The 13695-nt window shown below is 55.9% G+C and carries 13 protein-coding genes; 7 read left to right on the top strand and 6 right to left on the bottom strand.

Translation table 11 applies throughout. The features are described 5' to 3' along the window. Window positions 1-1434: an aldehyde dehydrogenase gene (locus tag ACMYSL_RS15475; RefSeq protein WP_434658985.1), complete on the bottom strand. Its 1434-nt coding sequence runs from the start codon at window positions 1432-1434 to the stop codon at window positions 1-3. 272 nt (window positions 1435-1706) lie between these two features. Here ACMYSL_RS15475 and ACMYSL_RS15470 point away from each other — a divergent pair, with 272 nt between their 5' ends. Both ACMYSL_RS15470 and ACMYSL_RS15465 read left to right on the top strand, forming a co-directional pair. Then, window positions 1707-3305, top strand: a complete 1599-nt coding sequence (locus ACMYSL_RS15470; protein WP_434658984.1) for an ABC transporter substrate-binding protein — start codon at window positions 1707-1709, stop codon at window positions 3303-3305. A gap of 17 nt (window positions 3306-3322) precedes the next feature. Beyond that, window positions 3323-3556, top strand: a complete 234-nt coding sequence (locus tag ACMYSL_RS15465; protein WP_182238450.1) for a DUF2526 family protein — start codon at window positions 3323-3325, stop codon at window positions 3554-3556. Window positions 3557-3656: 100 nt separating this feature from the next. Here ACMYSL_RS15465 and ACMYSL_RS15460 read toward each other — a convergent pair whose 3' ends face one another. Both ACMYSL_RS15460 and ACMYSL_RS15455 read right to left on the bottom strand, forming a co-directional pair. Next, window positions 3657-4106, bottom strand: a complete 450-nt coding sequence (locus tag ACMYSL_RS15460) for a DMT family transporter (RefSeq protein ID WP_181482345.1) — start codon at window positions 4104-4106, stop codon at window positions 3657-3659. Then, window positions 4103-4621, bottom strand: a complete 519-nt coding sequence (locus ACMYSL_RS15455; protein ID WP_304258853.1) for a GNAT family N-acetyltransferase — start codon at window positions 4619-4621, stop codon at window positions 4103-4105. The genes ACMYSL_RS15460 and ACMYSL_RS15455 overlap by 4 nt, the downstream gene beginning before the upstream one ends. A 158-nt stretch (window positions 4622-4779) precedes the next feature. Between ACMYSL_RS15455 and ACMYSL_RS15450 the strand changes: the two genes are divergently transcribed. Next, window positions 4780-5355, top strand: a complete 576-nt coding sequence (locus ACMYSL_RS15450; RefSeq protein ID WP_434658983.1) for a helix-turn-helix domain-containing protein — start codon at window positions 4780-4782, stop codon at window positions 5353-5355. A 65-nt stretch (window positions 5356-5420) separates the two neighbouring features. Further along, the gene (locus ACMYSL_RS15445; protein WP_304258857.1) at window positions 5421-6458 is read left to right on the top strand and encodes an NADP-dependent oxidoreductase; all 1038 of its coding nucleotides are present in this window, start codon (window positions 5421-5423) and stop codon (window positions 6456-6458) included. Window positions 6459-6505: 47 nt separating this feature from the next. Here the strand turns inward: ACMYSL_RS15445 and rihA are convergent, their stop codons facing one another. Beyond that, a complete protein-coding gene (rihA, locus tag ACMYSL_RS15440; protein WP_182238460.1) occupies window positions 6506-7441 on the bottom strand; it encodes a pyrimidine-specific ribonucleoside hydrolase RihA in 936 nt (311 codons plus the stop codon). A gap of 298 nt (window positions 7442-7739) precedes the next feature. Here rihA and ACMYSL_RS15435 point away from each other — a divergent pair, with 298 nt between their 5' ends. Further along, window positions 7740-8039: a DUF406 domain-containing protein gene (locus ACMYSL_RS15435; protein WP_110274828.1), complete on the top strand. Its 300-nt coding sequence runs from the start codon at window positions 7740-7742 to the stop codon at window positions 8037-8039. A gap of 90 nt (window positions 8040-8129) precedes the next feature. Here the strand turns inward: ACMYSL_RS15435 and pqqU are convergent, their stop codons facing one another. Further along, the gene (gene pqqU, locus ACMYSL_RS15430; RefSeq protein WP_434658982.1) at window positions 8130-10241 is read right to left on the bottom strand and encodes a TonB-dependent receptor PqqU; all 2112 of its coding nucleotides are present in this window, start codon (window positions 10239-10241) and stop codon (window positions 8130-8132) included. A 261-nt stretch (window positions 10242-10502) separates the two neighbouring features. Between pqqU and ACMYSL_RS15425 the strand changes: the two genes are divergently transcribed. Both ACMYSL_RS15425 and ACMYSL_RS15420 read left to right on the top strand, forming a co-directional pair. Next, window positions 10503-11564, top strand: a complete 1062-nt coding sequence (locus tag ACMYSL_RS15425; RefSeq protein ID WP_434658981.1) for a YncE family protein — start codon at window positions 10503-10505, stop codon at window positions 11562-11564. Between the two features lie 141 nt (window positions 11565-11705). Then, on the top strand, window positions 11706-11927 hold the full coding sequence (locus ACMYSL_RS15420) for a YgdI/YgdR family lipoprotein (RefSeq protein ID WP_112216843.1): 222 nt from the start codon (window positions 11706-11708) through the stop codon (window positions 11925-11927). Between the two features lie 46 nt (window positions 11928-11973). On the opposite strand, the gene ansP is transcribed toward ACMYSL_RS15420, so the two are convergent. Further along, window positions 11974-13434, bottom strand: coding sequence for an L-asparagine permease (gene ansP / locus ACMYSL_RS15415; RefSeq protein WP_304258865.1), 1461 nt, complete (start codon window positions 13432-13434; stop codon window positions 11974-11976). Window positions 13435-13695: the final 261 nt, after the last annotated feature.

The following is a 13695-nucleotide window of genomic DNA, read 5'->3' as shown; positions in this document are numbered from 1 at the left end:
TTAAAATGGCAGTTCGCGCGGGCGGGTTTGCAGCGTTATCCAGCGCAGTTCGGTAAATTCGGCTATCCCCGCGCGTCCGCCAAAGCGGCCATACCCGGAAGATTTGCAGCCGCCGAACGGCATTTGCGCTTCATCATGCACGGTAGGGCCGTTGATGTGGCAAATGCCGGTTTGCAGGTTTTGCGCCAGGTTCCATGCCCGGGCGCTGTCCCGGCTGTAAACCGCCGACGAGAGGCCATATTCGCTTTCGTTGGCAACGGCCAGCGCTTGCGTTTCATCTTCAACCCGGATAATCGCTTTCACCGGGCCGAAAGACTCTTCACGCCAGATGCGCATTTCCCGGGTGACCCCATCAAGCAGTGTGGGGCGCATTTGCGTCGAACTGGCTTTGCCGCCGGTTAGCAGACGTGCGCCTTTCGCCAGCGCATCGTCTATCAGCGTATTGCAGCGGGTGATGGTTTTCATATCCACTACCGGCCCGAGAAGGCTGGCGGGGAGAGCTGCCGCTCGTTTGGCCAGCAGCAAAACAAACTCATCTGCGACGGCATTATCAATGATGATTCGCTCGGTCGACATGCAAATTTGCCCGGCATTGGCGAACGCGCCAAAAATCGCGCCTGCCGCCGCTTGTTCGAGGTCGGCGTCATCCAGCACCAGCAGCGGGGCTTTGCCACCAAGCTCAAGCACCGCCGGTTTCAGATGTTCGCCGCAGGTGCGGGCGATGATTCTCCCCACCGGCGTGGAACCGGTGAAGTTAACGCGGCGCACGGCGGGATGCGCGATCAGCGACTCCACCAGTTCAGGTGCGTCGGCGGGCGCACAGGTCAGATAGTTGATGACCCCAGCGGGAAAACCTGCTGCTGCCAGCGCATCAATAATCAGCCCTTGCGTGGCAGGCGACAGTTCTGCGCCTTTGAGGATAACCGTATTGCCGCAGGCCAACGGTGTAGCGATAGCGCGGGTCGCGAGGATTAACGGCGCGTTCCACGGTGCCATGCCGAGCACAACCCCCGCGCCCTGGCGGATCCCCATCGCCAGATTTCCCGGTACGTTAGATGGGATAACCTGCCCCTCGATCTGCGTCGTCAACGCGGCGGCTTCGCGTAGAATGTCGGCGGCGAGATGGACGTTAAACCCGGCCCAGTGCGCGGTAGCACCGGTTTCCGCCGCCATAGCGGCAATAAATTTAGCCTCACGGCGCAGCATTTCCTCGGCGGCTTCCAGAAGAAGACGACGCCTCTCTACGGGGGGCGTTTCTCGCCATTGTGGAAAAGCGGCGGCAGCGGCCTCCACGCAGCGACGAGCGTCGGTCAACGTTGCAGCACTGGCGACAGAAACGATCTCTTCCGTCACCGGGCTATGGCGGCTAAACGTGGCATGACCTTCGGCATCGTGCCATTGGCCGTTGGTGTACAGATTGCAGGTTATTGTCATTGTTAGCGTCTCCTGGTATAGCGATTTTGCCGAGTGTATCGGTTTGCACCGCGTCCTGGGGCGAGCGGGGCGGTAATCGCCCCCTTTTTTCCCAACCTTTCGGAGACTTCACAATTTATTGATGATGCCAATGGTGAAAAAACAGGCTTGTGTTGAATTAATCGGCGAAAACGACGTTTTCAGCATAACCTGATACCGATTGATTATTTGCCGGGGGAATATTCCTGTGCTGTTATTGGAGGACTTATAACAAATTCATAAGGCTTATAACCATGTCTACAGGGAAAACACTGCTTGCGCTGGCGCTAAGCGCGTTACTGCCAGCCGGTACTGCATTGGCGGCGGGGAGCGATACGCTGGTCTACTGTTCCGAAGCCTCGCCGGAATCTTTCAACCCGCAGATTGCCAGCTCAGGGCCGTCTTTTGTCGCCAGTTCGCAGGTGCTCTATAACCGCCTGATCAACTTTGACCCGGTAAAAAATACGCCAATCCCTTCGCTGGCGACCGAGTGGACCGTCTCCCCGGACGGCAAAACCTGGACCTTCACCCTGCGCAAGGGCGTGCAGTTCAACAGCAACAAATACTTCAAACCGACCCGCGATTTTAACGCCGATGATGTGTTGTTCTCGGTGCTGCGTCAAAAAGACGATAAACACCCGTACCATAATGTTTCACAGGGAAATTATGAATATTTCCACGACGTCGGGCTGGATAAGCTGATCAAAGAGGTTAAAAAGATTGATGACTATCACGTTCAGTTCGTTCTGAACGAGCCGAATGCGGCGTTCCTCGCCGATTGGGGGATGGATTTTGCGTCGATTCTTTCCGCCGAATACGGCGATGCAATGCTGAAAAAAGGCACGCTGGAGTACGTCGATACCTGGCCTATCGGCACGGGACCTTACGCGCTGCAACAATATAAAGTGGACTCGCTGATTCGCTATATCGCTAACCCGCATTACTGGGATGGTGAAGTGCCGACCAAACATCTGATCTTCTCGATCACCCCGAACGTCGAGACGCGTCTGGCGAAGCTGCAAACCAACGAATGCCAGATTATTCCTGCGCCGTCGCCGGTACAGTTCCCGGTGATTAAAGGTAATAAAGACCTGGCCCTGCATTCGGTTGAAGCGCTTAACGTCGGCTATCTGGCGTTCAATACCGAGAAAAAACCGTTTGATAACGTGCTGGTGCGTCAGGCTTTAAACTACGCGACGGATAAACAAGCGATTGTTAAAGCGGTCTTCCTGGACTCCGGTAGCGTTGCGAAATCACCGATTCCGGCCAATATGCTCGGCTACAAGAGAGATCTACCGGATTATGGCTATGACCCTGAGAAGGCGAAAGAACTGCTCAAGCAGGCTGGCCTGGAAAAGGGCGCGGAAGTGACCCTGTGGTCGATGCCGGTACAGCGCCCGTATAACCCTAATTCGCGGCGTATCGCGGAAATGATCCAGAACGACTGGAGCAAGGTTGGGATCAAAGCCAAAATTGTCACCTATGAATGGGGTGAATATCTCGCCGGAATGCGTAAAGGCGAGCACGACAGCGCGCTGTTTGGCTGGATGTCTGATAACGGCGATCCGGATAACTTCGCCGGAACCTTGCTAAGCTGCGACAACATTAAAACCGGCTCTAACGTCGCCCGCTGGTGCGATAAATCCTACGATGCGCTGGTGAAAAAGGCTATCCTGGTGAGTGACCCGCAGGAGCGCGCGAAGCTGTATGGTCAGGCGCAGGAGATTTTTTATCAGCAGGCCCCGTGGATAACCCTGGCGACCGGGAAAACCTTCTACGCGACGCGCAGCAACGTCAGCGGCTATAGCGTGAGCCTGATGGGCAGCGATTTTTCCAAAGTAAAACTGAATTAAGCCGCAAGGAGAAAAGAATGCGACATCTGGATGAAGTGATCGCCCGCGTGGATGCCACGATTGCGGAAGGCGTCATTACCCATATGAATGAACTGCTGATCGCGCTGAGCGATGACGCTGAACTGGGACGCGAAGAGCGCTATGCCCAGCAGCAGCGCTTGCGTAACGCCATCGCTCATCATGGTCGTCAGCAGCATGAAGAGCAGGAAGCGCGCCGCGAGCAGTTGACCCGCGGCGGCGAAATTCATTAAATCGCTGTTAAAACTGGTGCCTGGCCACCAGTTATGTAGGCCGGGTAAGGCGCTAGCCGCCACCCGGCGAAAATGCGAGCACGGTGCTATCTATCAGCGCTTAAAACTGGCGTCTGGCTACCAGCCAAGCACCTATCACCAGCATCACCGCCCCGCACAGCGGGCCAATCAGGGCGCGAACCGGCACGTCGTGCGCACGGATCAGATCAATCACCAGCCCGCCGACCAGTTGACTGGCAATCAGCACCGCAATCGTGGTCGCCGCTCCGACGTTCTGGTAGCCGCTAATGCTGGCAAAAACAAAGAACGACCCCAGCAGGCCGGGAATTAACGTCCACCATTTCACGCTAACCGCCAGCTCCTGAAACCCCGCCGCGCCGTGGCGTAGCATCAGTATCGTCACGAAAATCACAATACCCACCAGCGAGTTAAGCAGCATCGCGATAAGAATAGTGGACGAGGACTGGGTAATGCGCACCATCAGCGTGTTTTGCAGCACCAGCCCAACCCCTGCGGCAATTAAACAGGCCAGGGTCAGCGTCTGGTTCATGCGCTGCCGTCCGGATCGCGACGATCGTCGAGCTGTAATTGCATAAACGTCAGATCCAGCCAACGACCAAATTTCGTGCCCACCTGCGGCATGTGTCCGGTGGTGACAAACCCCAGTGTTTCATGCAGATGCAAAGAAGCCTCATTTTGCGCTTCGATACCGGCAACCATCACGTGTTTATTCAACCGCCTGGCCTCGGCGATTAACGCAACTAGCAGGCGGCGACCCAACCCTTTGCCCTGGTGATCCGGGTGAACATAGACGGAATGCTCGACGGTATGGCGAAAGCCGTCGAAGGCGCGCCAGTCGCCAAAGGAAGAGTAGCCGGTAATAACGCCGTTTTCTTCACTGACCAGCACCGGATATCCGGCAAACTGCCGGGCTTCAAACCAGGCAATGCGGTTGTCGGTATCGACGGTTTTGTCGTTCCAGATAGCGGCGGTATGAACGACCGCATGGTTGTAGATTTCAGCGATTGCGGCGCAATCGTCTTTGCTGGCATAGCGGATGGTCATGGCAAACCTCAACGGTTGTACACTATAGTAGTACGATATTATTACAATAATGTACGAAAAGCTGCATCTGCTTTGGTCATAATATTTTATTATGTCGCGTCATACCGCTCGCTGCGACCGCTTGTTGCTGCCAGACGCATACACTATAGTGTCACGTTATGAATACTTTAGAAGACAACCTTAATCAGCGCATCAGCGCGCGCATCCGTATCGAACGGGAATCCCGTGGCTGGTCGCTGAGTGAACTGGCAGAGCGGGCGGGGGCGTCACGGGCGATGATCCACAAGATCGAACGCGGTGAAAGCAGCCCCACGGCGTCAATGCTTGGGCGACTCTCCGGTGCATTTGGCATCAGCATGTCAACGCTGATCGCCCGTGCGGAGATGAAGGAAGGAAAGCTGTTGCGTTTGGCGAACCAGCCAGTGTGGCGCGACCCACAGAGCCACTATCTGCGCCGCCACGTATCCCCGCGCAGTGACCTGCCCATCGATCTGGTGCAGATAGAACTCCCGGCAGGCAGCGATGTGCCGATGCCTGCGGCCTCTTATGCGCTGGCTCGCCAGCTTATCTGGCTGCAGCAGGGCGAACTGGTGTTTGTCGAAGGCAACACGCGTCACGAGATGCAGGCGGGAGACTGCCTTGAGCTTGGGCCGCCTAACGATTGCCGCTTTATTAATGAATCTGCGCAACCTTGCGTTTATCTGGTCATTCGACTCAATCAATCTGCCTCTTAATGTCAATGCGTATTGCCGGGAAAGCAGCTAGCCTCAGTACAGACTTGTCAAAAGAGGAGTTTGTTATGGTTTTTAATCCACAACGTCATCGCCGCTGGCTACTGGCGTCTCGTCCACATGGCGAGCCGACCGGGGAAAACTTCCGCCTGGAAGAGGGCGACGCCGCGTCTCCTGGGCCGGGGCAGCTACTTCTGCGAACCGTTTATTTATCATTAGACCCTTATATGCGCGGGCGTATGAGCGATGCCCCGTCCTATTCGCCGCCGGTAGCAATTGGCGCGGTGATGGTGGGCGGTACCGTGAGTCGCGTCGTGACATCGAATCATGGCGATTTCCAGCCCGGAGACTGGGTGCTCAGCTACGGCGGCTGGCAGGATTATGAACTGTCAGACGGTAGCGGGCTGGTGAAGTTAGGCGATAATCCTGAGCATCCCTCCTGGGCGCTGGGGATTCTGGGGATGCCGGGCTTTACCGCCTATATGGGGCTGCTGGATATTGGTCAGCCGAAAGCGGGCGAAACGCTGGTGGTCGCCGCCGCAACCGGGCCCGTTGGCGCAACGGTCGGGCAAATCGCGAAGCTAAAAGGTTGCCGTACGGTGGGGATAGCTGGCGGTAGCGAGAAATGCCGCTATGCGGTCGAAACCTTAGGGTTCGACGTGTGTATCGACCACCGGGCGCCTGATTTTGCCGTCAAGCTGCTCGAAGCCTGCCCGCAGGGAATCGATATCTATTATGAGAACGTCGGTGGCAAAGTGTTCGATGAAGTTCTGCCGCTGTTAAACACCTCGGCCCGCGTCCCGGTTTGCGGTCTGGTCAGCGGCTACAACGCCACCGCTCTGCCGGACGGCCCGGATCGTCTGCCGCTGCTGATGGCAACAATCCTGAAAAAGCGCATTCGGATGCAGGGCTTTATTATCGGCCAGGATTACGGCCACCGCATTGCGGAGTTCCAGCAGGAGATGGGGCGCTGGGTGCAGGAAGGAAAAATCAAATACCGCGAACATGTGGTAGAAGGCCTGGAGAACGCGCCGCAGGCGCTAATCGGTCTGCTGAAGGGCGAGAACTTCGGTAAAGTGGTGGTTCGCGTCTCTCCAGATGAGTGACGTATTTCCCGGCAGGCAGTAGCGCCTGCCGGGGTTTATGACGTGAGTTACGCGTAAAACGCCAGCCGCTCGGCCAGCAGGTCAACAAACGCCTGACGGTCGACGTCGAGCATCACCGTGGCGTTCGGCTCTTTCCCGGTCAGGTTGTAGAAATCAACCACCGTCATCCCTTGAGTGTATTTCCCCTGGGTTTCCACGCCGACCCAGCGTTCAATGGTGGTGAACATCTCCGGTTTCAGCAGCCAGGCAATGGTGCAAGGATCGTGCAGCGGCGCGCCGACGAAGCCCCATTTTTCATCCTTATGGTACTCAAGGAAGAAATCGAGTAGTTCGGCGACAATCGTCGAAATCGGGTTGCCAATACGGCGGAAGCGTTCGATATCTTCGGCGTGAATTTGCGCTTTATGGGTGACGTCCAGACCGGCCATCACCACCGGGATACCGGACTGAAAAACGATCTCCGCCGCTTCCGGGTCGACGTAGATGTTAAATTCGACCGCCGGTTGCCAGTTACCCAACACCATTGCGCCGCCCATAATAACAATGCGGGCGATTTTGCTATGCAGTTCAGGATGGCTGTTGAGCAACAGCGCGACGTTGGTTTGCGGCCCGGTTGCCACGATTGTCACCGGCTCGGCGCTTTCACGCAGTGTTTTTGCCATCAGTTCAACGGCAGTACAGCTTTGCGCGGCAAAATCGGGTTCCGGCAGCGCCGGACCATCCAGCCCGCTTTCGCCGTGTACGTTGTCGGCGATAATCAGCTCGCGCATCAGCGGCTTGAGCGCGCCGCCGGCCACCGGGATATCCTGGCGTTTCAGCAGGGTGAGCATCCGCAGCACGTTGCGCAGAGTTTTGTCCGGCGTTTGGTTTCCAGCGGACGAGGTGACGGCTTTAACATCAAGCTCCGGCGAGGCGAGGGCAAGAACGAGAGCAATCGCGTCATCATGACCCGGATCGCAATCGATAATTACTGGCAGTGCCATGGTGGCTCCTTATTGGCGTTGTTTTGTGACAAGGGTAACGCTGTAAAACGGGATAGACGAGGCACAACGCAGGATAGTGTGATGGCGTGCACGATTGATCGCAGTTGAGTGCGGGTTGATACGATGCATGAGCTGTGGTGTTTTATCGATGTGCAATCACAATACCGCCATGCGATGGCGCAAGAAGTTGACTCTTCCAGTGACATATACTGATCAAAGACTAATCCATACGAATTTTAATGGTTTGCTTTTCTGCTGACGGATTCTTATCCTGATCAAAACTCAAGAGGTTACCACGATGAAAGATGTTGTAGATAAATGCAGTACTAAAGGTTGCGCCATCGATGTTGGGTCGATTATTGATAATGAGGATTGCGTCTGGCAGGTTGCGAAAACTTTCCCATCACGCGAGGAGGCGGAATCTACACTGGCAGCCGTTCGTGAACGTGCTGTAGCCGCAGCGCCCGCCAGCGAGCCGCCGCAGGTTGACTATACCATTGTGGCCGCAGGTGATGAGGTGAAGCTCGACGTTTCTATCGCTTTCTCCTGCCAGGCGGAAAAGATTATTTTTGAATTGTCCTTAAGAAACATTATTTAAGGCAAAGCGCAGGTTTTGGAAATTGCCCGGTGGCGGCTAGCGCCTTACCGGGCCTACGAAAAGTACGCAACCTGATGAGAGAAGCGACCGTTATTCAAACCGCCATGCCAGATTCAGCCCGACACCATAATTGCGACCCGGTGCCGGTTCGTAGTAGCGACCGTTGGATTCGTTAACGATAACCGATCCCGCGTAGCTGCGGTCGAACAGGTTATCGACGCGGCCAAACAAATCCATATCCACCTTGCCGTAGCTCCATTTATAGCCGGTCGTCAGGCCGACCACCGTCCAGGACGGCGCTTTGGCGGTGTTTTCATCATTAGCCATAATATCGCTCATATAGCGAATATCGCTGCCCGCGTACCAGCCTTTTTCGGGCTGATAGCCGAAGGACGCATAGCCCATATTGCGGGCGATCCCCGGAATACGATTGCCTTTACAGCTCGAGTCGTCGCAGACGTTGGTGCGATAGGTCGCATCCAGCCAGGTCCACGCTGCTTTCAAACGCCAGCTGTCGCCGAACTGCTGATCCAGCCCCAGCTCCATCCCCTGACGACGGGTCTTACCGGCATTTTTATAGCTGGTACGCCCGCCGCTGCTGGCGTCGACAACAATCTCATTATCGGTATCAGTCTGGAATAGCGCAGCGGTTAACAAGCCATTGCCGATACGCGCCTTGCTGCCAATTTCGACGGTTTCGTTGGTTGACGGCTGGAGACCAAAGTTCAGGCCGCCCTGGTTGCCGGAACGATACGAAAGCTCGTTAATCGTTGGCGTTTCGAAGCCGCGACCGGCGGAAACGTACAGATTCCACGCGTCGGTTACTGCATATTTTAGCGAGCCCGCTGGCAGCCACTTGTGATAGCTGGCATCGCCGCTATCATCGCCGTTGCCTGGGGTAATGTAGTAGTCATTAGAATCGAACCACACCGAGCTGTAGCGCACCCCGGCGTCCAGCGAAAGTTTCTCGGTAAGCTGCCACTGAGTTTGCAGATACGGGTCGATATTCCACATCAGATTACGTTCATTGCGGCGCAGGTCGCCCTTTTCGCCGTACTGCGGCGCGCCGTTGCTCATGACAAAGTTTTCGAAGCCTTTGCGGCGCTCGCTCATGGTTTCGTAATCGAGACCGGTGGTAAAGGTGACCGGTACCAGCAGCTCGCCGCGGTGGGTCCAGCGGGTATCAATCCCCTGATAGTGTCGGGTCAGGTCGATAACGCCGCCCGCATGGGTCGGGTTAAGCTGCGGCGCGCGCGGAATCGACTGATATTGCGTGGTTTCGCGCTCACCGGCGTACATCATTACGCTCAGATCGTCCTGCTCGCTCAGCTGGCGCTCATAGCGCAAACCGGCCTGGGTCTGCTTAATGGTTTTGCGCGTATTGTACTGATCGCCGCGGGGAGACTGGCGCGGGTTACTCTGCCATTCGTCATAACTCAGGCCGCCCGCATCGTTAGCTTTGATATCGACGCTGTTGAACAACAGGGTCAGCTTGCTGACGTCGTCGATACGCACGCCCAGTTTGGCGTTAGCGAGATTCTTGCGCGCGCCGCTATGGTCGCGGGAGCCGTGGGTGGTGAAGCGGTTGGTGGAAACCACATAGTCGACGTCGCCCGCGTGCGTACCGTCACCAACAGCGCCGGTTGCTTTCATGCCGTAGTGCCAGGTACCGAAGCTACCGTAGTAGCTGCTGGCTTCGATGGTTGGCGGCTGGCTGCCGGTCTGGCTAGTGGCATTAATTACTCCGCCGGAAGAGTTGCCGTACAGCGAGGAAAAGGGGCCGCGCAGCACCTCAAGCGAGTCGAGGCTGCCAATGTCAATATTCGAGGTTTGCCCCTGACCATCGGGCATGGTGGCCGGAATACCGTCGACGTATATGCGCAGCCCGCGCACGCCGTAGGTCGAGCGGGAGCCGAAGCCGCGAATAGAAAGCTGCAGATCCTGGGCGTAGTTTTGTCGGTTTTGTACCTGGAGGCCGGGAACCGCGCCCAGCGACTCGGAGAGGTTAACGCGCGGCGCGGCCTGGCGCATTTCATCGCCGTTAACCACGCTCACGGCGGCTGGGGTATCGAGTTCAGAAACCGTAGATGGCGCAGCGGTGACGACCATGGTTTGTTCAGCGGCGCTGGCGGTTGGCGCGCTGGCAACCAGCGGCAGAAGCAGGGCGGGGAGCGCGGCGGCGCGCACGGAAAGGATTTTCATCAGAGTTACTCGCAAAACGAACCAAATGGAACATATGTATATATGTTAACTCTATTGTAAATTATTTGAAAAGACTTAACGATATTTGAGTTAACAAATAGCAGGAATTGCGTGATCTCAAGGCCACTATACGTAATTAATGCTCCACATTGAGATAAATAATGATTACTATTCGCATTCCGTAAATGGCGTAAAACAATGATTTTGCGCCCGGAAGCACTGTCGAGCAGGCACATATTTGTTTTATCAAAGGGAGTCGTTATGTCATTACGTCATCTGTCCGCGCCGCGTCTGCGCCGTTCACTGTTATTAACATCATTGCTGCTGGCGGGGAGCTTCAGCGCTCACGCGGCGGAAGAAATGCTGCGCAAGGCCGTCGGCAAGGGCGCATACGAAATGGCTTATAGCCAGCAAGAAAATGCGCTGTGGGTGGCCACGTCTCAGAGCCGTTCGCTGGATAAAGGCGGTATCGTTTATCGTCTTGACCCGACGACCCTTGAGGTGACTCAGGTTATTCATAACGACCTGAAACCGTTCGGCGCGACCATCAACAACGCCACCCAAACCCTGTGGTTTGGCAACACCACCGACAGCACCGTGACGGCGATTGATGCCAAAACCGGCAAGGTGAAAGGGCGTCTGGTACTCGACTCCCGCGAACGTAGCGAAACCGTACGCCCGCTGGCCCCGCGTGAACTGGCGGTCAACGAGAAAACCAATACTGTCTACATCACGGGTCTCGGTAAAGAGAGCGTGATCTGGGTGGTTGATGGTGACAAGCTGACGCTGAAAGATACCATTGCTAATACTGGCGCAATGGCAACGGGCCTGGCGGTGGATGCCCAGGCCAATCGTATCTACACCACCAACGCTGATGGCGAGCTGGTGACTATCGACAGCACCAGCAACAAGATCCTGTCGCGCAAAAAGCTGCAGGATGACGGCAAAGAGCACTTCTACCTGAACCTGAGCCTCGATACTGCTGGTCACCGCGCCTTTATTACCGACGGCAAACAGCCGGAAGTGCTGGTGGTTGATATTCGCGATGGCAAAGTGCTGGAGAAAATCGCCGCGCCGGAGTCTCTGGCCGTGCTGTTTAACCCGATCCGCAATGAAGCCTACGTGACGCATCGTAAAGCTGGTGAAGTGAGCGTGATTGATGGCAAGAGCTATAAAGTGGTCAAGACCTTCAAAACCCCGACTCACCCGAACAGCCTGACGCTCTCCGCCGATGGTAAAACGCTGTACGTCAGCGTGAAGCAGGAATCAACTCGTCAGAAAGAAGCGACCCAGCCGGATGACGTTATCCGCATCGCGCTGTAATCTTCTCAGGAGGGGGCAACCCCTCCTGTCCCCCCCATATCACCCTCTGTTACAAACCCTTGTTAGCCTGATAAATTTAATGGTTATACACTTACCTCTTCCCTGCGAAAGCGGGACGGTGGCATTAATCCTGGAGAAAAGATGAAAAAATCATTAATGGTTGTGTGCGCTGGCGCGATGCTGGCTCTTCTGGCGGGCTGTAGCTCAAACTACGTGATGACAACAAAAAGCGGGCAGACGATTGTGACTCAGGGTAAGCCGAAGCTGGATAAAGATACCGGCATGACCAGCTATACCGATGAGTCCGGCAACCAACGCCAGATCAACAGCAGTGATGTCGCTCAACTGGTGGAAGACAACTAAGGGTTGTCATCGCGGTTTGCCCCTGCGGGCAAACCGCAAAAGTGATTTACTGCTGTTTTTCGATCCCCGGCGCGGTGCTATGAATGGCCTGCACGCGTTTACGCACGCCAAACCATCCCGCAACCAGCAACACGGCAATCAGCGGAATCGAGCCGATAGTATAAGTACCGTTCGGATAGTCGAAAGCCATTAATACCAGCACGCTCAGCAGGAACAGCAGAGTCAGCCAGGAAGTGAAGGGCGCGCCCGGCATTTTGAAGCTGACGTCCGCCGCTTTGCCTTCCTTAATCGCTTTACGCAGGCGCATCTGACACACCACGATAAAGCCCCACGAAGCGATTATCCCCAGCGAAGCGACGTTAAGGACAATCTCGAATACCTGCGAAGGCACCAGATAGTTGAGGAATACCCCGACCACGTAGACCGCCAGCGTCGCCAGAATCCCGGCGTAAGGCACATGATGGCGGCTCATTTTCGACATAAACTGCGGCGCGGAACCGCCCATCGACATGGAACGCAGAATGCGCCCGGTGCAGTAGAGACCGGAGTTCAGGCTGGAGAGCGCAGCGGTTAACACCACGATATTCATCACGCTGCCGATATACGGCACGCCCAGCTTCGAGAAAAAGGTGACGAACGGACTTTGCCCGGCCTGATAAGCATTCCACGGCAGCAGCAAAACCAGCAACAGCACCGAACCCACGTAGAACAGGCCGATACGCCAGATAACGCTGTTAATCGCACGTGGCACCATGGTTTGCGGGTCTTTACACTCGCCAGCAGCGGTGCCTACTAGCTCGATAGAGGCGAAGGCGAAAACCACGCCCTGCACCAGCACCAGCGCGGGTAGCAGACCGTGTGGGAACAGGCCGCCGTTATCGGTAATCAGATGGAAGCCGGTGGCGTTGCCGTCCAGCGGCTTGCCGCTGCCGAGGAAAATAGTCCCAACCACCAGAAACGCCACGATCGCCAGCACTTTTATCAACGCGAACCAGAACTCCATCTCGGCGAACCATTTCACCCCGATCATGTTCATGGTGCCGACAATCGCCAGCGCGCCAAGGGCGAAAACCCACTGCGGAACATCACCAAATGCGCCCCAGTAGTGCATATACAGCGCAACGGCGGTGATATCGACAATGCCGGTCATCGCCCAGTTGATAAAGTACATCCAGCCCGCAACGTAAGCGGCTTTTTCGCCAAGGAACTCACGGGCGTAGGAGACGAAGCTGCCGCTGGAAGGGCGGTGAAGCACCAGTTCGCCCAGCGCGCGTAAAATAAAGAACGAGAACAGGCCGCAGACCAGATAAACCAGCGCCAGCGCGGGACCTGCCATCTGTAAGCGCGCGCCCGCGCCGAGGAATAAACCGGTACCGATGGCACCGCCGATGGCGATCATCTGCACCTGACGGTTGCCCATTGCCTTGTGATAACCGGACTCTTGCGAGTTCAGCCAGTGGCGTTTTGCAGCATGCTGCTCCGCCACAGTAGTGTGTTTCGTATTCATTGATATTGCTATTTTCCTGTCAATGTCCATGAGCGGTTCGTGATGCTGGCCCCCCCATCATTCTGGTGAATGAGATAAGCCAACATGGCGGAGAATCCTACACGCATCACAAAATGGACGCACGCAAAACATTAGCGGGCAGCACTTGCTTAAATATCAAGGAGATCGGTTATTTTCTGCCGGCAGGAGAATGGTCAGAGAATTTTGCTCATCGCTTGCGACGTTATTGCGCTATTATTCTCAGCCCGCATTTTGCCCGAG

Source organism: Klebsiella sp. MISC125 (genome assembly GCF_051131775.1).
In the GTDB taxonomy this organism is placed as follows: Bacteria; Pseudomonadota; Gammaproteobacteria; order Enterobacterales; family Enterobacteriaceae; genus Klebsiella.
Note: the sequence above shows the minus strand (reverse complement) of the source record. Positions and strands in the feature narration are given on the sequence as shown.